The 19,615-nt window shown below is 61.8% G+C and carries 17 protein-coding genes; 15 read left to right on the forward strand and 2 right to left on the reverse strand.

Translation table 11 applies throughout. The features are described 5' to 3' along the window. Nucleotides 1–4 precede the first annotated feature (4 nt). The 13 genes from J4E42_RS15135 to J4E42_RS15195 all read left to right on the forward strand — a co-directional run bounded on the left by J4E42_RS15135 (nucleotide 5) and on the right by J4E42_RS15195 (nucleotide 15,675). Nucleotides 5–1,147, forward strand: a complete 1,143-nt coding sequence (locus J4E42_RS15135) for an alginate O-acetyltransferase AlgX-related protein (RefSeq protein ID WP_207285546.1) — start codon at nucleotides 5–7, stop codon at nucleotides 1,145–1,147. A 304-nt stretch (nucleotides 1,148–1,451) separates the two neighbouring features. After that, nucleotides 1,452–2,339, forward strand: a complete 888-nt coding sequence (locus J4E42_RS15140) for a TauD/TfdA family dioxygenase (RefSeq protein ID WP_008024496.1) — start codon at nucleotides 1,452–1,454, stop codon at nucleotides 2,337–2,339. An 18-nt stretch (nucleotides 2,340–2,357) separates the two neighbouring features. After that, complete coding sequence (locus tag J4E42_RS15145) at nucleotides 2,358–3,383, forward strand: ABC transporter substrate-binding protein (protein ID WP_008039621.1); 1,026 nt, start codon at nucleotides 2,358–2,360, stop codon at nucleotides 3,381–3,383. A gap of 5 nt (nucleotides 3,384–3,388) precedes the next feature. Continuing rightward, nucleotides 3,389–4,249 carry an ABC transporter ATP-binding protein gene (locus J4E42_RS15150; RefSeq protein WP_008024500.1) on the forward strand — a complete coding sequence of 287 codons (861 nt, stop codon included), beginning with the start codon at nucleotides 3,389–3,391 and terminating at the stop codon, nucleotides 4,247–4,249. Between the two features lie 20 nt (nucleotides 4,250–4,269). Next, on the forward strand, nucleotides 4,270–5,136 hold the full coding sequence (locus tag J4E42_RS15155) for an ABC transporter permease (protein WP_207285547.1): 867 nt from the start codon (nucleotides 4,270–4,272) through the stop codon (nucleotides 5,134–5,136). A 202-nt stretch (nucleotides 5,137–5,338) separates the two neighbouring features. Then, the gene (locus tag J4E42_RS15160) at nucleotides 5,339–6,265 is read left to right on the forward strand and encodes a LysR family transcriptional regulator (RefSeq protein ID WP_192226630.1); all 927 of its coding nucleotides are present in this window, start codon (nucleotides 5,339–5,341) and stop codon (nucleotides 6,263–6,265) included. A 212-nt stretch (nucleotides 6,266–6,477) separates the two neighbouring features. After that, the gene (locus J4E42_RS15165; protein ID WP_207285548.1) at nucleotides 6,478–8,016 is read left to right on the forward strand and encodes an MFS transporter; all 1,539 of its coding nucleotides are present in this window, start codon (nucleotides 6,478–6,480) and stop codon (nucleotides 8,014–8,016) included. A gap of 26 nt (nucleotides 8,017–8,042) precedes the next feature. Beyond that, complete coding sequence (locus tag J4E42_RS15170; RefSeq protein WP_207285549.1) at nucleotides 8,043–9,107, forward strand: HlyD family secretion protein; 1,065 nt, start codon at nucleotides 8,043–8,045, stop codon at nucleotides 9,105–9,107. Next, nucleotides 9,104–10,681 (forward strand): efflux transporter outer membrane subunit, encoded by a 1,578-nt coding sequence (locus J4E42_RS15175; RefSeq protein WP_207285550.1) that lies wholly within the window; start codon nucleotides 9,104–9,106, stop codon nucleotides 10,679–10,681. Before J4E42_RS15170 ends, J4E42_RS15175 begins: the two co-directional genes overlap by 4 nt. Before the next feature lie 286 nt (nucleotides 10,682–10,967). Beyond that, a complete protein-coding gene (locus J4E42_RS15180; RefSeq protein WP_008039635.1) occupies nucleotides 10,968–11,753 on the forward strand; it encodes an efflux RND transporter periplasmic adaptor subunit in 786 nt (261 codons plus the stop codon). Then, nucleotides 11,750–13,069: an efflux RND transporter periplasmic adaptor subunit gene (locus J4E42_RS15185; protein WP_207285551.1), complete on the forward strand. Its 1,320-nt coding sequence runs from the start codon at nucleotides 11,750–11,752 to the stop codon at nucleotides 13,067–13,069. The genes J4E42_RS15180 and J4E42_RS15185 overlap by 4 nt, the downstream gene beginning before the upstream one ends. After that, entirely contained in the window at nucleotides 13,070–15,166 is a 2,097-nt protein-coding gene (locus tag J4E42_RS15190; RefSeq protein WP_207285552.1) for an efflux RND transporter periplasmic adaptor subunit, read from the forward strand. It abuts the gene before it with no gap. A gap of 11 nt (nucleotides 15,167–15,177) precedes the next feature. After that, nucleotides 15,178–15,675 (forward strand): N-acetyltransferase, encoded by a 498-nt coding sequence (locus tag J4E42_RS15195; RefSeq protein ID WP_207285553.1) that lies wholly within the window; start codon nucleotides 15,178–15,180, stop codon nucleotides 15,673–15,675. Between the two features lie 126 nt (nucleotides 15,676–15,801). On the opposite strand, the gene J4E42_RS15200 is transcribed toward J4E42_RS15195, so the two are convergent. Both J4E42_RS15200 and J4E42_RS15205 read right to left on the reverse strand, forming a co-directional pair. Then, complete coding sequence (locus J4E42_RS15200; RefSeq protein WP_207285554.1) at nucleotides 15,802–16,113, reverse strand: DUF6916 family protein; 312 nt, start codon at nucleotides 16,111–16,113, stop codon at nucleotides 15,802–15,804. A 54-nt stretch (nucleotides 16,114–16,167) separates the two neighbouring features. Then, nucleotides 16,168–16,755 (reverse strand): phage tail protein, encoded by a 588-nt coding sequence (locus J4E42_RS15205; protein ID WP_008039652.1) that lies wholly within the window; start codon nucleotides 16,753–16,755, stop codon nucleotides 16,168–16,170. Nucleotides 16,756–16,995: 240 nt separating this feature from the next. Between J4E42_RS15205 and J4E42_RS15210 the strand changes: the two genes are divergently transcribed. Beyond that, entirely contained in the window at nucleotides 16,996–18,567 is a 1,572-nt protein-coding gene (locus tag J4E42_RS15210) for a glycosyltransferase family 39 protein (protein ID WP_008039653.1), read from the forward strand. A gap of 152 nt (nucleotides 18,568–18,719) precedes the next feature. Next, on the forward strand, nucleotides 18,720–19,565 hold the full coding sequence (locus J4E42_RS15215) for a sulfotransferase family protein (protein WP_404943250.1): 846 nt from the start codon (nucleotides 18,720–18,722) through the stop codon (nucleotides 19,563–19,565). Nucleotides 19,566–19,615: the final 50 nt, after the last annotated feature.

Genomic DNA, 19,615 nt, shown 5'->3' on the forward strand with positions numbered 1-19,615 from the left:
GCCCATGACTTCTTCGTCTCCCGCATCGGCTCAACCCTGCGAACGTACCGCCCGCATCAGCAAGCTGTCGGGCGTCGTGTTCGTGGCTTTTCTGGCGCTGGGTTTCGCCTCTTGCGCCTGGCTGCTGGCGAGCGGCAAAGTCGAGTTCGTGCCGCCCAAGCTCACGCGTCAGGCCGCACTGGAAGGCGACATCACCCACAAGATCGCCAAGCAGTTGTCGCAGGCGTCGGTGCCTGAGCAGGCGGCGAATCTGGAGCGCGGCGCAAGCTGGCTGGCGCTGCACGACACCGGCCCGCGTGTGCGCTCGGGGTGTGCCGGCTGGTTGTTTCTGACCGATGAGATGCGCATCAACCGTCACGCCGGCGCCAATGCCGATACCAAGGCCGGCGTGGTGCGTGAACTTCAGCAACGCCTCGCCAAACGCGGCGTCACGTTGCTGGTGGCGGTGGTGCCGGACAAGAGCCGCATCGCCCAGATGCAATTGTGCGACCTGCGTCGCCCGGCGATGTTGCAGGACCGCGCTGCGACGTGGGTCGAGGGGCTGAACAAGGCCGGGGTCGCTGCTGTGGACCTGGCGCCGAGCCTGCAACCGTTGGGCGCTGACGCGTATCTGCGCACGGACACCCACTGGAGCGAAACAGGCGCCGCCGCCGCGGCCAAAGCCGTGGCCGCGCAGGTGCAGCGCATGGGCATCAGCGCCACGCCGCACAAAGATTTCGAGGCGCAGCTGCAAGAACCGGCGCGCCGTCCGGGTGACCTGGTCAGGCTTGCCGGCCTGGAATGGCTGCCGGTGGCACTGCAACCGGCCCCGGAAACCGTGGCGGCCACCCGGATCAGCGAGAAAGCGGCCGCAGCGCAAAGTGGTGGCGATAACCTCGATGACCTGTTTGGCGATGACAACCTGCCGAACGTGGCGCTGATCGGAACCTCGTTCTCGCGCAACTCCAACTTCGCGGGATTCCTGCAGCAGGCGCTGGGTGCGCCGATCGGCAATTTCGCCAAGGACGGGGGCGAGTTTTCCGGTGGCGCCAACGGCTACTTCAACAACCCGGCGTTCAAGCAGACGCCGCCCAAGCTGATCATCTGGGAAATCCCCGAGCGGGATTTGCAGACGCCCTACAGTGAAGTGATCGATTGGGCGAAGTGAGGTGGGGCTGATGGCCTCTTCGCGAGCAAGCCCGCTCCCACAGTTAACCGAGTAGTCCTGACGGACACGGTCAAGGTGGGAGCGGGCTTGCTCGCGAAGGCTGCCTGACAGACAACACAATTCAAAAGCCATATCGTTATTCGCTAACGGTATTTAAATTTCAATTCTTATATCTATAAAGTCACTCTCCTGCGTACCTGCCGACCAATCGGCGCGCCGCACGAAACGAACCAACACGGGACCTCCGTGAGTTTCTGATCGACGCGCGCGCCCTTGAGCGTGCCGTGCGTGGGAGTGATTTTTTATGTCAGCCGTCTCTGCATCACCTGCAATCGCACCGCAAACCTTCGAGATTCGCCCGTTCAGCGGTGCCGTCGGAGCCGAAATCATCGGCCTGGACCTGTCCCGCCCGATCAATGATCAGGACTTTGCCCGCATCCACCGCGCGCACCTGGATCATCACGTCGTGGTGTTCCGCGACCAACGCATTACCCCCGAACAGCACATCGACTTCAGCCGCCGCTTTGGCGTGTTGCAGATCCACGTGCTCAAGCAGTTCCTGCTGACCGGGCACCCAGAAATCCTCATCGTTTCCAACATCATCGAAAACGGCCAATCCATCGGCCTCGGTGACGCCGGCAAGTTCTGGCACTCCGACCTGTCCTATAAAGAATTGCCGAGCCTGGGCTCGATGCTGCACGCCCAGGAATTGCCGTCCGAGGGCGGCGACACCTTGTTCGCCGACATGCACAAAGCCTGGGACAACCTGCCTGAAGCGTTGCGTAAAGCGGTCGAAGGTCGCTCGGCGGCGCACTCGTACACGGCGCGCTACAGCGAGACCAAATTCGAAGGCAACTGGCGTCCGACCCTGACGCCGGAGCAACTGGCCCAGGTTGCCGAAGTCGTCCACCCCATCGTGCGCACGCACCCGGAAAACGGTCGCAAGGCGTTGTTCGTCAGCGAGGGTTTCACCACCCGCATCGTTGGTTTGCCGGACGACGAGAGCAAGCAACTGCTCGACGAGCTCTACGCCCACAGCGTGCTGCCGCACAACATCTACCGCCATCAATGGCAGCCCCACGACCTGGTGTTCTGGGACAACCGTTCGCTGATCCACCTCGCCGCCGGATGCCCAAGTCATCTGCGCCGCAAGTTGTATCGCACCACCATTCAGGGCGACGCGCCTTTCTGATTTGTCGGAGATTGAATCATGTCCAAACGTCTTCCCTTTGCACCGTTGGCTGCGGCCATCGGCCTGGGTTTCAGCCTGATTGCCGGCAGCCTGGTGGCGCCGACTGTGGCTCACGCCGAAGGTGAAATCCGCATCGCCGAACAGTTCGGCATCGTTTACCTGTTGCTCAACGTGGTGCGCGATCAGAACCTGATCGAAAAGTACGGCAAGCAGGAAGGCATCGACATCAAGGTCGACTGGACTCAGCTGTCCGGCGGCGCAGCGGTCAACGATGCGTTGCTTTCCGGTTCGATTGATATCGCCGGTGCCGGCGTCGGTCCGCTGCTGACCATCTGGGACCGCACCCACGGCAAGCAGAACGTCAAAGCCGTGGCTTCTCTCGGCAACTTCCCGTACTACCTGGTGAGCAACAATCCGAAGGTCAAAACCATCGCCGACTTCACCGAGCAGGACCGCATCGCGGTGCCGGCCGTTGGCGTGTCGGTGCAGTCGCGCTTCCTGCAATACGCGGCCGCCAAGCAATGGGGCGACAAGGAATTCAATCGCCTCGACAAGTACACCATCGCCGTTCCGCACCCGGACGCCACGGCCGCGCTGATTGCCGGCGGCACCGAGTTGACCGGGCATTTCTCCAACCCGCCATTCCAGGATCAGGCGCTGGCCAACCCCAACGTCCATGTGGTGTTGAACACCTATGACCTGCTCGGCCCGAACTCGCCGACGGTGCTGTTCGCCACCGAGAAATTCCGCAACGAGAACCCGAAAACCTACAAGGCCTTCGTCGAAGCGCTGACCGAAGCGGCGCAATTTGCGCAGAACGATAAAGGCGCTGCCGCCGATACCTACATCCGTGTGACCAAGGCGAAAATCGATCGCGCCGCGCTGCTGAAAATCATCGATAACCCGCAGTTCGAATTCAGTGTCACGCCGAAAAATACCTACCCACTGGCCGAGTTCCTCTACCGCGTCGGTGCGATCAAAAACAAACCGGATTCATGGAAGGATTACTTCTTCCAGGACACCAAACCGCTGCAAGGGAGCTGACCGACATGAACGCCCCTTTGCAAGGCCACACGGTCAGCAAACCGAACGTCGCAGCTCAGGCGCTGCTGTCGGTCGACAACGTCAGCCTCGAATACCGCACGCCGCAGCGTGTGGTTCGAGCGACCCACCAAGTCAGTTTTGAAATCGACCCGGCGGACCGCTTTGTGCTGCTCGGTCCTTCCGGTTGCGGCAAATCCACGTTGCTCAAGGCGGTCGCCGGGTTCATTCAGCCCGTTGAAGGCGAGATTCGCCTGCAAGGGCAAACCGTCCATGCCCCGGGGCCCGACCGGATCGTGGTGTTCCAGGAGTTCGATCAGCTGCCGCCGTGGAAAACCGTCAAACAGAATGTGATGTTTCCGCTGCTGGCGTCGAAAACCCTCAAGCGCCAAGAGGCCGAAGAACGGGCGCTGCACTATCTGGACAAGGTCGGACTGGCGGCATTTGCCGATGCTTACCCGCACACCTTGTCTGGCGGCATGAAGGCACGCGTTGCCATCGCGCGGGCATTGGCGATGCAGCCGAAAATCCTCCTGATGGACGAACCCTTCGCCGCCCTCGACGCCCTTACACGCCGCAAGATGCAGGAAGAATTGCTCCTGCTGTGGGAAGAGGTGCGTTTCACGTTGCTGTTCGTCACGCACTCCATCGAAGAAGCGCTGGTGGTGGGTAATCGCATCCTGCTGCTGTCGCCGCATCCCGGTCGGGTACGGGCGGAAGTCCACAGCCATCAGTACGATTTGCACAGTCTTGGCGGCGTGGCGTTTCAGGAGTCGGCGCGGCGGATTCATCGGTTGTTGTTCGATGAAGGCCAGTCACCGGAAACCGAGCGCGAGCTGGATTTTTCCGACATTCGCATCGCTTACTGAGCCATTGAGAGGAGTGCCCGATGAGCCAGTTATCATCTGCGCGTGAAGAGTTCGAAACCGTTTTGCAGCCGTTGACCAGCGTCCCGCTGGAGCGTGAGTTGCCCCTGGGTCAACGCCTGTGGCAACAGGGCTGGATTCGCAAAAGCCTGATCCTGATTTTGCTCGCGGTGCTGTGGGAGGTGGTTGCCCGCATTCAGAACAACGACCTGCTGCTGCCGAGTTTTCTGCAAACCGCCGTTGCGCTGTATGACGGCCTGCTCAGCGGCGAGTTGCTGGGCAAGGTGTGGATTTCGCTGGTGGTGTTGCTGAAGGGGTATTTGATCGGCATCGTCCTCGCGTTTGCCCTGACCACCTTGGCGGTGTCGACGCAGTTCGGTCGCGATCTGCTGAGTACGCTGACCTCGATGTTCAACCCGCTACCGGCCATTGCGCTGCTGCCGCTGGCGCTGCTGTGGTTTGGGTTGGGGCAGAACAGCCTGATTTTCGTGCTGGTGCATTCGGTGCTCTGGGCGTTGGCGTTGAACACCTACGCGGGGTTCCTGGGTGTCTCGGAAACCTTGCGCATGGCCGGGCGAAATTACGGTTTGAAGGGCATGCGTTTCGTGTTGTTCATCCTGATTCCGGCGGCGCTGCCGTCGATTCTCGCCGGGCTGAAAATCGGCTGGGCCTTTGCCTGGCGCACGCTGATCGCCGCTGAATTGGTGTTTGGTGCCACCAGCGGCAAGGGCGGTTTGGGCTGGTACATCTTCCAGAATCGTAATGAGCTGTACACCGATAAGGTGTTTGCCGGGTTGGCGGTGGTGATTCTGATCGGGTTGCTGGTGGAGAACCTGGTGTTTGATTCGTTGGAGCGGGTGACGGTGAAGCGTTGGGGGATGCAGCGCTAGATTTTTGTTGCCTGATCGGGCCCCATCGCGAGCAGGCTCGCTCCCACAGGGGATCTCCAGTGGAAGCAGATTTTATACACAACGAAAAACCAATGTGGGAGCGAGCCTGCTCGCGATGGGGCCTGAGCTGGCAACACATCATTTGTGGGATGTTTGCTAGCATTGCGTCTGAATCAATCCAGATCAGGCAAGAGTGCTCAGCATGCAACTCCCGGACATGAATCTTCTGGTCGCCCTCGACGCCTTGCTCGACGAAGGCAGTGTGGTGGGCGCCGCGCGCCGCATGAACCTCAGCCCGGCGGCCATGAGCCGCACGCTCACACGAATCCGCGAAGCCATCGGCGATCCGATTCTGGTGCGCGCCGGCCGCGGCCTGGTGCCCACGCCCAAGGCATTGGCGTTGCGCGAGCAGGTGCGGGAGGTGGTGGAACAGGCCGCGTTGCTGTTCCGTTCCGCCGATGACGTGGAGCTGGGCAGTTTGCGCCGACGCTTCAGCATTCGCGCCAACGATTTCTTTGTCGGTGTCTACGGCGGCAAGCTGTTCGACACTATGGAGCGTCAGGCGCCGCACTGCGAATTGCGCTTCGTTCCGGAGGGCGATGGGGATGACGAAGCGTTGCGTGAAGGGCGCATCGATCTGAGCGTCAGCAACAATCGGCCGCTGATGCCGGAAGTGAAGGTCCAGAACCTGTTCTCCACCCATTTTGTCGGCCTGGTGCGCGAAGACCATCCGCTGTTCGACGAAGAAATCACCGCCGAGCGTTTTGCCGGGTTTTCTCACATCAGTATGTCCCGGCGCGGGATTGCTCGCGGCCCGATCGATACCGCGCTCAATGCCTTGGGCCTGGAGCGGCGAGTGGCGGTGATCGCGCCGAGTTTCCATGCGGCGATGTTTGCCTTGCCTGATTCCGATCTGATTCTGCCGGTGCCCAAGGAAGCGCTGCTGAGCGTGCGGCGGCTGGGCTTGAAATTGCGCTCGTTCACCCTGCCGATCCCGTTGCCGACCCTCATGCTGACCCAGGCCTGGCACCCGCGTTTTGACAAAGACCCGGCGCATCGCTGGATGCGTGAAACCCTCAAGGCGTGTTGCGATGCGACATGGCTGGCCGCGCAACCCACATCAGACTGAACACGGTCCCCTGTAGGAGCCGGCTTGCCGGCGATAGCGGTGTATCAGGCGCTGAAGATGTTGATTGAAAAATCGCCATCGCCAGCAAGCCGGCTCCTACAGGGGTTTGTATTGCTGCGTGGAACGCACTTATAACCTGCCAATAAGTTGATTTTCGTCAGGTCCCGCGCTTCTTAAAATGCTCCGACATTCACATCCCGGAGCTTGCAGTAATGACTTCCCTCACGGCCCCGGCACCTCTCGCCGTGGCCAGTCCAACGGTCGCCGTGACGCCACCGGTCTTCGGTCCGCGAATCATCATTGGTCTGGTGGGTGTGTTGCTGGCGGTGCTGGTGTCGGGCCTCAACGAGATGGTGACCAAGGTCGCCCTCGCCGATATTCGCGGCGCATTGGCCATCGGCTATGACGAAGGTACCTGGCTGGTCGCCAGTTACACCGCGACCTCGGTGGCCGCGATGGCGTTCGCGCCGTGGTGCTCGGTGACGTTCTCGTTGCGGCGCTTCACACTCTGCGCGATCAGCGTGTTCACGTTGTTGGGCGTGCTGTGTCCGTTCGCCCCGAACTACGAAAGCCTGCTGCTCATGCGCACCTTGCAAGGCCTGGCGGGCGGTGCCTTGCCGCCGATGTTGATGACCGTCGCCCTGCGTTTTTTACCGGCCAACGTGAAGCTCTACGGTCTGGCCGGGTACGCCCTCACGGCCACTTTCGGTCCGGGGCTCGGCACGCCGCTGGCCGGGTTGTGGACCGAGCATGTCGGCTGGCAATGGACGTTCTGGCAAATCATCGCGCCGTGCCTGCTCGCCATGGCGGCGGTGGCCTACGGCTTGCCCCAGGACCCGCTGCGTCTTGAGCGTTTCAAGCAGTTCAACTGGCGCGGATTGCTGCTGGGTTTTCCGGCGATCTGCATGCTGGTGATCGGCATCCTGCAGGGCAATCGGCTGGACTGGTTCGAATCGACTCTGATCTGCGGACTGCTCGGCGGCGGGCTGGTGTTGCTGGTGCTGTTCCTGATCAACGAATGGTCGCAGCCGACGCCTTTTTTCAAGATGCAGATGCTCGGCATCCGCAACCTGTCGTTCGCCTTGCTGACCCTGGCCGGTGTGCTGGTGATTTTGCTGGCGGTGATCATCATTCCGTCCAGTTACCTCGCGCAGGTCCAGGGTTATCGCCCGGTGCAGACTGCACCGGTCATGTTGCTGGCGGCGCTGCCACAGTTGCTCGCGCTGCCGTTGGTGGCAGCGCTGTGCAACCTGCGCCGGGTGGATTGCCGCTGGGTGTTGGGGATCGGCCTGAGCATGCTGGCGCTGTCGTGCATCGGTGGCTCACAACTGACGTCAGCGTGGATTCGCGACGATTTCTACGTGCTGCAACTGCTGCAAATCTTCGGTCAACCGATGGCGGTGTTGCCGCTGTTGATGCTCTCGACCGGCAGCATAAGCCCGATGGAAGGGCCGTTCGCTTCGGCCTGGTTCAACACCGTCAAAGGCCTGTCGGCGGTGATCGCGACTGGCGTAATCGACGCACTGACCACATCGCGGCTGCATTTTCATTCGACCATGTTGGTGGACCGCCTCGGCAACTCGCCGCTGGCCGACAGCGACAGCGCGGGCCTTGCCCATCGGCTGCATGAGCAAGCCGTGGTGCTGACCGCCTCGGACCTTTATCTGTGCATGAGCGGTGTCGCGCTGGCGCTGATCCTGCTGATTTTCTGGCTGCCGACGCGGATCTATCCGCCGCGTGCGCCGACATGAATGTTTCACTGAAACAGAAGGTTTTTATGACGACTCAATCCAAGCAAAAAATCGCCGTCGCAATTGCCTCCGTGGTGGCGGTCGGCGTGCTGGTGTATCTGCTGGCGCCGGGGATTTTTGGCAAGCGTACGCAACAGAACACCAATGACGCCTTTGTCTCTGCCGACTTCACGTTGGTCGTGCCCCGCGTCGCCGGGTTCATCAAGGAGGTGCTGGTGGAAGACAATCAGCAGGTCAAGGCCGGGCAGTTGCTGGCGCTGATCGATGACCGCGACCTGCGCGCTGCCGCTCAAGCCGCCGACGCCGAAACGCTGGTGGCGCGGGCGCAACTGCAAAACGCTCGGGCGACCCTTGAGCGCCAGACATCAGTGATTGCGCAGGCGCAAGCCACGGTGGTGTCGGCGAAGGCTGAAATGGCGTTCGCCGAGCATGAATTGAACCGCTACAACCACCTTGCCGGCGTTGGCGCGGGTACGGTTCAGAATGCTCAGCAAGCACGTACGCGTATTGATCAAGCCCGCGCCCGGTTAGCCAATGCCACGGCGGTGCTGTCGGCGGAGCGCAAGCAAGTGGAGATCCTCACCGCCCAGCGTGACGCCGCCGACGGTGGATTGAAACGGGCGCTAGCGGCCCTGGAAATGGCCAGCTACGAGCTGTCCTATACGCGCATCGTCGCGCCGCAGGATGGCATGGTGGGCGAGCGTGCGGTGCGTGTCGGTGCGTATGTCACGCCGGGCAGCAAGCTGCTGGCCGTGGTGCCGCTGGCGCAAGCGTATGTGGTCGCCAATTTCCAGGAAACCCAACTGACTGAGGTGCAGCCGGGGCAGGGTGTGCAGGTGCACGTCGACAGCCTTGGCGGCGAAGCGTTGCGCGGTCGCGTCGAGAGCATTGCGCCGGCCACCGGGGTGACGTTTGCGTCGATCAAGCCGGACAACGCGACCGGCAATTTCACCAAGGTTGTGCAGCGGATACCGGTGAAAATCGTCCTCGATCCGGGGCAGCCTTTGGCTGAGCGATTGCGGGTGGGGATGTCGGTGGAGGCGAGTATTGATACGGCTGAAACTGGCAAGCATGAGGTTGCTCAACGATGAAGATGTTTGTTAACCGGGCTGGCCTCATCGCGAGCAGGCTCGCTCCCACAATGGATCTGCGCAACGGCCACATTCTCAGCACAAAAGAAGACCCCTTGTGGGAGCGAGCCTGCTCGCGAAGAGGCCATCTGCTTCGACACAGTATTTGTGCCTTGCTCGTCATGAGCCTCACCGCCTGCACCGTCGGCCCTGATTTCCAGAAGCCTCAAGCCCGGCAAGTTGCCGAATGGTCGAAACCGTCGAAAGCCGCCGCCAGTGAAGTGATAACCGCTCATATGGACGAGCGCTGGTGGGAAGTTTTCCAGGACCCGAAACTCTCGGCCCTGACCCAACGCGCTCTGACCGACAACCTCGACCTGAAACTCGCCAGCAGCCGTTTGCAGCAAAGCCGCGCCGCGCGCCAGGTGATCACCGCCGAACGCTATCCCAACACCGCCGCCACCGGCAGCTACGGGCGCAAACGCAACAGCGGTGAAGGCCTGAGCGATCCGTCGGGGCACCACGGTGACTCGGCGTTCAACCTGTGGGACGCAGGTTTCTCGGCCTCCTGGGAACTGGATTTCTGGGGGCGTGTGCGACGCGAAACCGAAGCGGCTGATGCCACCCTTGAAGTCGCGGAAAACGACCAGCGCGGTGTGCTGCTGTCGGTGCTCGCCGAAACCGCCCAGGACTACATTCAACTGCGCGGCGTGCAAAGCACACGAGCCGTCACCGAGCAGAACCTCGACGTCGCCCGCCACAGCCTGAAGCTGTCGCAACTGCGCCTGGCCGACGGTGTCGCCACCGACCTGGATGTCGCCGAAGCCGCCGCGCAAGTCGCGGCCATCGAATCGCGCTTGCCGGCACTGGAGCAGCGCCAGTCGCAACTGATCAACGCGCTGAGTCTGTTGATGGGCGAGCCGCCGCAAGCGCTGCACGCCGAGTTATCCACAGACGCGCCGGTGCCACAAACCCCGCGTCAGGTCGCCATCGGCCTGCCGTCGCAACTGGCCGAGCGCCGCCCGGACATCCGCCAGGCCGAAGCCCGCTTGCATGCCGCCACCGCAAACATTGGCGTGGCCAAGGGCGATTTCTATCCGCGCATCACCCTGTCAGGCAACCTCGGTTCGCAGGCCATGCAACTGAGCGACTTCGGCTCATGGGGTTCGCGTACTTTCGGCATCGGCCCGCAATTCAGCCTGCCGCTGTTCGACGGCGGTCGCCTGCGCGGTGTGCTGAATTTGCGTGAAGCGCAACAACAGGAAACCGCCATCGCCTACCAACAAACCGTGCTGCGCGCCTGGCACGAAATCGACGATCAACTGACCGCCTACAACGCCAGCCAACTGCGCCGCGACAGCCTCGCCGAAGCCGTACGCCAAAACCAGATCGCCCTGCGCACCGCGCAACAGCAGTACGTGGAAGGCGTGGTGGATTTCGTCAACGTACTCACCGTGCAAGGTGAATTGCTGGCGACTCAGCAGCAATGGGTCGAAAGTTCGACCGGAGTGTCGCTGGCGATGGTCGGGTTGTACAAGGCGTTGGGTGGGGGATGGGAGTCGGTGTATCCGGTGGGGGAGATGGCGCAACGCTAATGTGCATTTGGAAAAACGAAAAAACCGGCCGGAGCCGGTTTTTTCACCCCTGACTGCCAGCGAATTTAATCGCTGCGTACAGGGTTCAGTGGTAGGGAGAGATTAAAAGCTGAGTGTTGAGGGTTGCAATAGTTGATTGGCAGCGGATGACGTAGGACACGTCTCGATTGCCCGTAAGGAAATGGTTGCTAGCAATAACACACGCTCTATCAGGTAAAAACTCCCACCCACTTGACGCTCACCCACGCTGTCATAGACTCCGCTCATCCGTCAGGGAGTTACGGTTATGCGACGAGTTCGTGTGTGGGTTATCGGATTGACCATTTTAACGTGTACCGCTCAGGCGCAAACGCCCGTGCCAGACGATCCGCTGTTGGACAGCAGCACCGTCGGCAGCAGCGGTTCGGCAGCCAGCACCGAGGCCCGTGGCGTGTTGCGGGCCAGGGATCAGGCGATGCTTGCCAGTGAGTTGTCCGGGCGGATTGTCGAGTTGCCGTTCAGTGAGGGCGAGTCGTTCAAGAAGGGCGATACGCTGGCGCGTTTCGATTGTTCGGCCTATCAGGCGCAGCTCAATGCGGCGCAGGCTGCGAGCCGTGGGGCCGGTGAGGAGTTGGCTCACAACAAACAACTGGCGGCGTTGAATTCGGTCGGGCGCTTCGAAGTGGCGCGGGCCGAGGCCCGGCTCAGCGAGACGCAGGCGCAATCTCAGGTGTATCAGGTTCAGGTCAAACGCTGCAGCGTGGTTGCGCCGTTTGATGGCCAGGTGGTGGAGCGCAAGGTTCAGCGTTTTGAAAGCGTTGCTGCCGGCGCGCCGTTGCTCGATGTGGTCGACAACCGCACCCTGGAAATCCATTTGCTGGTGCCGTCGCGCTGGATGGGCAAACTCAAGCCCGGCCAGACGTTCAGTTTTGTCCCCGATGAAACCGGCCGGCCACTGGATGCCACGGTCAAACGACTGGGGGCGCGAATTGACGAGGGCAGTCAGACCTTGCTGTTGGTCGCGACGTTGCCCAACGCCTCTGGCTTGTTGGCCGGCATGAGCGGCACGGCGCGTTTCGCGGAGCTCAAGTGAACGCTCCGGTCAGCGGCGGTGCGGAACAGGTCTTCGCCCGCTTTCTCGATCTTGAGCGCCAGACCCGCGCCGCACGCACTCCGTCGCAACTGGCCTACAGCCTGGTCAATGACGCTCAGGGCTTGTTCGGTTTTCGTCATGCCGCGTTGTTGATTGCCGGCAAGGTGCACGCGGTGACGGGCGTGAGCACCGTCGACCCGAACGCGCCGTTCGTGGCGTTTGTCGAGCAGGCCGTGGCGCAGTTGTTCAAGCGTGATGTGCTGAAGCAGGCGCGGGTGATTGCGCCCGATCTGCTCAGCGAATCGATTCAGGCGGACTGGCAAAGTCTGTCCGCCGCCCAGGTGTTCTGGCTGCCGCTGATCGATCACCAAAGCGAAGTGTTCGGCGGGCTGTGGCTGGCCCGGGATTTACCGTGGAACCCGGCCGAACAAGTGCTGCTGTCGCAACTCGGCGACACTTACAGTCACGCCTGGCTGGCGCTGCAACCGCACAAGCCCTGGCGACTGCGCTGGACCCGAAAACGTCAGGTCGCATTGATCGCGCTGCTGGTGCTCGGAATGTTGATCCCGGTGCGCCAATCGGTGCTGGCGCCGGCCGAAGTGGTGCCATTGGGCGGGCGCGTCGTGGCTGCGCCGCTGGACGGCGTGATCGCCGAATTCCTGGTCAAACCCAACCAGACGGTGAAAACCGGCGACCCGTTGCTGCGCTTCGAAGGCACCACCCTCAAGGCTCAGGCTGATGTGGCCGAACGCGCGTTGGGCGTTGCCGAAGCTGAATTGAAAGCCAATTCCCAGCGCTCGTTTGCCGATGCCGAGTCCAGTTCGAAGATTGACTTGCTGGCGGCGCGCGTCGAGCAAAAACGCGCCGAACGGGACTACGCCCGTGAATTGCTCAAGCGCAGCGAAGTACGGGCCGAGCGCGACGGCATCGCGGTGTTCGCCGACGCCGAGCGCTGGACCGGCAAACCGGTGCAGACCGGCGAACGGCTGATGGAAATCGCCGACCCGAGCCAGGCCGAACTGCGTATCGAGCTGGCGGTGAGCGATGCGATCTCCCTGGAGCCGGGTGCGCAAGTCGCGCTGTTCCTCGACAGTGATCCGTTGCAACGGCATTCGGCCCGGCTCGAGCGCGCCGCATACGAAGCACAACCCACCGCCGGCGGGCAGTTGGCCTATCGGCTCGATGCCAGTTTCGATCAGGCGCCGCCGCGCATCGGCTTGCGAGGGACGGCGAAAATCTTCGGCGATCGCGCGCCTCTGGCGCTGTACCTGTTACGTAAACCACTGGCCGGTTTGCGCCAGAGTGTGGGCCTGTAAATGAGCCTGCCGAGCCTGCGTGCGGATTTGCAACTGACGCCCGCTTCACCGGCGCTGGACGGCTCGCCGCGCTGGACGTTGGCCGACCCGGTGCGCGGTCGCTATTTCAAGCTCGGGGTGGCGGCGATGCGCTTGCTGCGACATTGGTCCCTGGGCGATCCCGAAAAAATACTGCGCGCCGCCAATCGCGAGCCGGGTTTGCCGTTGGCCGGCAGCGATCTGGAGCAAATGCTGAGCTTTCTGCGCAGCCACGATCTGATCAGCGCCCTCGACCCGCAGCAGCGTGAAAGTTACAACTTGAAAGCCGCCGCCCAGCATCAGTCGTGGTGGCAGGTCTTGTTGCATCAGTACCTGTTTTTCCGGATTCCTCTTTGGCGGCCGGATGCTTTTCTCAATCGCGCCTGGCCCTGGCTGTCGCGATTCGGTCCGCAAACGCTGCGCTTCGGATTGCCGGCAACACTGATCCTGGGGGTATTTCTGGTGTCCCGGGATTGGCAGCGATTCATCGCGACTTTCCCCCATTTGTTCAGCCTGGGTGGCGCACTGGCCTTCGGCGTGGCGTTGTTCTTTGCCAAGCTGTGCCACGAATTCGGCCACGCGTTCATGGCCAAGCGCGCGGGCTGTCGGGTGCAAAGCATGGGCGTGGCGTTCATGGTGCTGCTGCCGATGTTCTACACCGATGTCAGCGATGCCTGGCGGGTCAATGATCGACGTGCCCGCTTGCTGATCGGGGCCGGTGGCGTGTTGGCCGAACTGCTGCTGGCGAGCATCGCGCTGCTCGCCTGGTCGCTGTTGCCCGACGGACCGGCGCGCACGGCGGCGTTCATGCTCGCCAGTGCCACCTGGATTACCACGCTGGTGATCAACCTCAACCCGTTCATGCGGTTCGACGGCTACTTTCTGCTCAGTGATTTCTGGGACGTGGAGAACCTGCAAGGGCGAGCCTTTGCCCTGTGCCGCTGGCATCTGCGTGAGACCTTGTTCGGCTACGGCGCACCGGCTCCGGAACCCTGGACGCCGACGATGCGGCGGCGTTTGCTGGTCTGGGGTTATGGAACGTGGTTGTGGCGTGCGGTGCTGTTTTTCGGGATTGCGCTGGCGGTGTACCACTTGTTCTTCAAGCTCTTGGGGATTTTCCTGATGCTGGTGGAGCTGGTGTGGTTCATCTTTCTGCCTATCGTGCGCGAGTGGCGCGAGTGGTGGAGCCAGCGTGAGCACGCCCATGTGTCGCGGGTGTTGTTGAGTGCGTTGGGGCTGGCCGCTTTTGTGCTGTTTCTGGCGCTGCCCTGGCGCAGTGCCGTGGAACTGCCGTCGATGCTTGAGGCCGGGCGCGTCAGTACCTTGCATGCGCCGGTGGCGGCGCGGGTCAGGCAGGTGAATGTCAGTGACGGTCAGGTGGTGGCTCAGGGCGATGTGCTGATCGAATTGGTGTCGCCGGATCTGGATTCGCGCCAGGCCATCGTCCGTCGCGAAATCCAGATCCAGCAATTGCAGATGCGCCGCCAGGCAAGTCGCAGCGAAACCGCCGCCGATGCGGGCATTGTCGAGCAGCGCCTGGCGGAGGCCGTGGCCGAGTACCGTGGGTTGGCTGCGCAACGGGAGCGGCTGCTGATTCGGGCGCCGCAGGCGGGCAAGGTGCGAGATCTGTTGCCGCAGTTGTCCGCCGGTCGCTGGTTGTCGCCCAAAGATCCGTTGGCGCGGGTAGTGGAGGACGGCGCACGGCTGCGGGGTTATCTGGCCGAGGCTGAGTTGTGGCGTGTTGCCCCGGGCGCCAGTGGGCGGTTTATCGCCGATGATCCGATGCACCCGGCGATCGCCGTGCAATTGACCGAAATCGACACCAACGGTGCGACCTATGTCGATCAGGAGGCATTGACCTCCGATCACCACGGGCCGATTGCCGTGCGCCGGGATGCCTCGCAACGGGCCGAGCCGGTACAGGGACAATACGGCGCGCGGCTGAACACCCTCGAGGCCACCCCGACGCCGCTTCAACCTTTGCGTGGCGTGGTGGTGTTGCAGGGGAGCGGCGAGTCTTTGCTGGGCGTTGCCTGGCGGCGGATGGCCGCGTTGGGTGTCAGGGAAAGCGGTTTCTAGGGAGAGCAGCGATGGCGAGCACGGATGCTGTGGTGGCCGACGGTTTGGTGGTGCGGCCGTCGCGCGTTAACGATGGACCTTTTCTGCACAGGCTTTATCAATCGGCACGACCGGATCTGCAATGGATCGACGGCGAGCGAGAGGTGGTTGAGCAGGTCGTCGCCCAGCAATTCCAGGTACAGGAACAAGGGCTGGGAGAGCACTTCCCCAATGCGATGCACTACGTGATCGAAAAACTCGACACGGCCATCGGTGCGTTGACCACTGATTTTGGTCCCAATGAAATCCGCGTGCTGTACCTGGCGTTCATCCCGCAGGCTCGTGGACAGGGTTACGGTCGGGCGGTGCTGCAAGGGGTGCAGAAAGCTGCGCAGCAGATTCGCTGCCCGGTGGCCACGGTGGTCTGGGCCAACAATGCCCACGCGCGCCAGCATTACCTGGCGCTGGGGTTTCAGGTTGAAGAGCGTAATCCGGCGGCGGAGCGGTTGGTGTGGTATCCCAATGGCTGAATACAACCATGACCCTGTGGGAGCGAGCCTGCTCGCGATAGCGGTGGATCATTCAGCAGTGATGTTGAGTGTGAAGGCCCCTTCGCCGGCAAGCCGGTCTCGCTCCTACATTTTGATCCCTGTGAATCAGTTGAATGCGATGTAGAAATATCCCACGCCCGGATCACGCCCCATGGCGGGCACCCGCGAGACAAAAATATCCTCTACGTAGCCAAGTTCCGGTAACTCCAGCGCACACAACCCATCTACGAACTCTGTGGGTTGCAGGCTGTTGAACTCGACCCGGAACGGCATGCGCTCGCTATTCGGCATCCGCGATCGGGGTGATTCTTCAAGGCTGTCGATATGGATCGGCAGCTCACTGCCATCCGGCAACCGCAGCGTCCCCGTCTTTCCCAGAAGCGCCTGAAAGTGTTGGTGTTGAACCTGTTGCAGCATGGCGTCACTCCCAAAATGAAAGTGACCGGGGGCGTTGAATCCCCCGGCCGGATTTCAACCGCGCGAAGGGAACAGCCCTTCCAGGGCAATGCTGAAGTTCAGCACCAGGAACGGGTTCATCGTTGCCATGGGCAGGCCGTTGCCGGCGGACGAGATTTCCCCGGTGACCGTCGTGGCCACACCCTTGAGCGGCACGGCCGCCGCACCTTGCTGATCGGAGTAAATGCTCGCCGAGCCCGGTCCGCCGCCGGAAGCGCCGATGTACGAGTTGGTCGCGGTGGGGGTGGTGACCGGGTTGCTCGCCGGGCTGGCCAGTTGCAGGGTGGTAGTGGCCGTCAGCCCGGACAGGGCGTGGGTGTGATTGGGCAGGTTGGTGATGGTCGCGGTGACGTTCTCGGTCCCGGAGAACTCGCCGATGACGCGTGGAGTCAGGTTCAGCCCGTTACCCATGCACACCGGCATTCGGCCTTGCAGGTTGGGCAGCATGAAGTTGGAGACGCCATTGCCTCCGAAGTTGACGCCCAGCAGCGCGAACAGTGCGTTGTATTGCTGGACAGAGAGCGTCTGGCCATTACACAAGGCCCAGCCGCTGGGCGCGTAGTTAAAGGCGAAAGGCTGGATAGTGCCGATGAATACTTCCATAGTTCCTCATCCCTCAGGTTAGTTGTCTGGCGCGCCACAAGCGTGGCCCGGACGTCCGGAACCATCGTTGCGATCAGCCGACTCCATTCATTTCCCTGGCTGAGTCACGCCAAACCAGAGCGTAGTTGATGCGCCTCACGGCCGAATGTCGCTGGTCGCAAAACCGGCATCGACGACGAACCGGCGCCGTCCTAAAGTGATCAAGAGGCAGGGTGGTCGAGGGCTGTTTCAGGGGGGGTAATGGAGGCGCGCAGAGAAACACCGTTTGGCGGCACCCATGAGCCGCACGCAGCACCCGGCATCTGGGCGATCGTTCAGCGCTGGTTGCGCTGGGCGCAGGAGCACTGGCTGTTGCCGATCCTGGCGTTGGCGGCGCTGGTGCGTTTCTACGACCTGACGGCAGCCGCCATTTGGGGCGATGAAGGGTCCAGCCTGCTGCTGAGTCAGTATTCACTGTCCGACATCTGGGTCCATGCGGCCCATGACGTGCACCCTCCGCTGTATTTCCTGCTGTTGCATGGCTGGGTCGGGTTGTTCGGCGACGGCATTTTTTCGATCCGCTGCCTCAGCGCCTTGCCCGGCATCGTCACGGTGTGGCTCGGCGTCTGGCTGATGGATTTGCTCGCCACTCGCCGTGCAGCGCTGCTGGCCGGTTTCCTGTTGGCACTGTTGCCCACGGCGGTGCGCTACAGCCAGGAAGTGCGCATGTATTCGCTGCTGGGGTTGTGGCTGATCGGCGCGACGATTGCCCTGGCCTACTGGATCAGGCGCCCGCATCGCAGGCGATATCTGGTGGCGTATGCGCTGTTGATGACTGCTGCGTTCTACACCCACTACTTCACGGCCCTGTGCGTGCTCTGCCACTGGCTGTATCTGGGGCTGATCCGCGTCCAGCCGGGGCATCGCTTGCGCCATGTTCAACGCCCCGGCTGGTGGCTGGCGAATGTCGCGATCGTGTTGTTGTACCTGCCGTGGGCGCCGAGCCTGATCGATCTGCTCCAGCACCTGGATCAGCTCAAGGCCAACGGCGACGTGGGCTGGGAAACGCCTGTCACGTTCGGCTCGTTGCCTTCGATGTTCTGGTCGTTCCTGATCCAGGACGATGGCGAGAACCTGCCGACGCTGATGTTCATCGCGATGCCGCTGGCGTTACTGGCCATTGTGGGGGTGGCGCTGGCGCGGGACCGCAGTGTCTTTCGTGGCAGCGCTCTGCTGGTGATCTACACGGCGTTGCCGTTGCTGCTGGTGTTCGGGGTTTCGTTTATCACGCCGGTGTTCATCGAGCGCTACCTGACGGCGTATGCCCTGGGGCTGCCGATGATTGTCGCGTTGGCGGTTGATCGTCTGTATTCAGGCTTTCGGGTGCTGGCCGTGACGGTGCTGGTGCTGTTTGTCGGTGTTGAACTGGTGGGTTTGAAGAACAACGCCACGGTGGACACCAATGATCAAATCAACGTCATGGTCGACTACGTGAACCAGCACTTCGTGACCGGTGACCGGATCGTCACCAGCGACATGCTCTGGTACCTCAGTTACGTCTATTACAACCGCACCGAGGCCAAGCCGCTGCTGTTCACTCCGCCGCTGGCCAATGGCGCTTCGAGCCGGCCGAACGCCTATGGCTTTGGCACATTGGTGACTCAGGACACGTACCTCGACAGTCTCGACCGCTTGCCCAAAGGCAGTGGCCGGGTCTGGCTGATTGGCACCGTCGATGTTCCGGACGAATTCGCGCCGTTGCCATCAGGCTGGCAGCGCTCGGGCGAAACACAGGCGGGAGGCGCCACTGCGCGATTGTTCGTACTGCATTGAGCCGGTGGAGTGCTTAAACGATTCACCTCACAAGCAGTAATAAAAAACGCGTTTTAGTCAGCGCCGTAACTTCGATTTGATATCAAAACACCACTACTTCTAAGGCCATTCATGGTCTACGCTCCGTCATACATAAAGGACTTATGACTAGGGTGAAGGGATTGCAGCAGTTCCATTTTATTTCCGGCTTGCCGCGCTCGGGCTCGACGCTGCTTTCTGCAATCCTTTTGCAGAACCCGCGTTTCCATGCCGGCATGACCAGCCCTGTCGGCTCACTCTTTTCCGGTGTCCTCGAACAATGCAGCGCCGGCAGCGAGTTCGGCGCGGTGATCGATACCGACCTGCGCCGCCGTTTGCTTCGCGGCCTGTTTGACTCCTTCTACGCCGACAAGGCCGACAAACCGGTGGTGTTCGACACCAACCGCTTGTGGAGTTCGCGCCTGCCGGCCATCAGCGATCTGTTCCCGCAAGCCAAGGTCATTGCCTGTGTGCGCAACGTTGCCTGGGTCATGGACAGCATCGAGCGTCTTTATCGCGCCAACCCTTTTGAAAACACCAAGCTGTTTGGCGATGCGGTCGAACGCAACACGGTCTACAGCCGCTGCGAAACCCTCGCCCAACGCAATCGCCTGGTCGGTTTTGCCTGGGCGGCGCTCAAGGAAGCCTATTACGGTGAACACGCCGACTCGCTGCTGATCGTCGATTACGACCTGCTGACCCAAGCGCCTGACCGGGTGATGCGGTTGGTCTACGACTTCATTGGCGAACCCTGGTTCGAGCACGATTTCGACCACCTGGCCTACGACGCGCCGGAGTTCGATCAAGCCCTCGGCGTGTCCGGCCTGCACAAGGTCAAACCCAAAGTCGAGTTGCAATCGCGGCGCACGATTTTGCCGCCGGATTTGTTCAAGCAGTACGCAGAATTGTCCTTCTGGCTCGATGGCTCTGCCAGCGCCGCCAATGTCATTCGTATGAAAGCCGATGCCGCGATCAGTTGATCGCGGCGTTTTCGTTTACGCAGAAAAAACGTTCGAGTCCGGGTGAGTAA

It is taken from the genome of Pseudomonas sp. FW300-N2A2 (assembly GCF_017351735.1).
Lineage (GTDB): Bacteria > Pseudomonadota > Gammaproteobacteria > Pseudomonadales > Pseudomonadaceae > Aquipseudomonas > Aquipseudomonas migulae.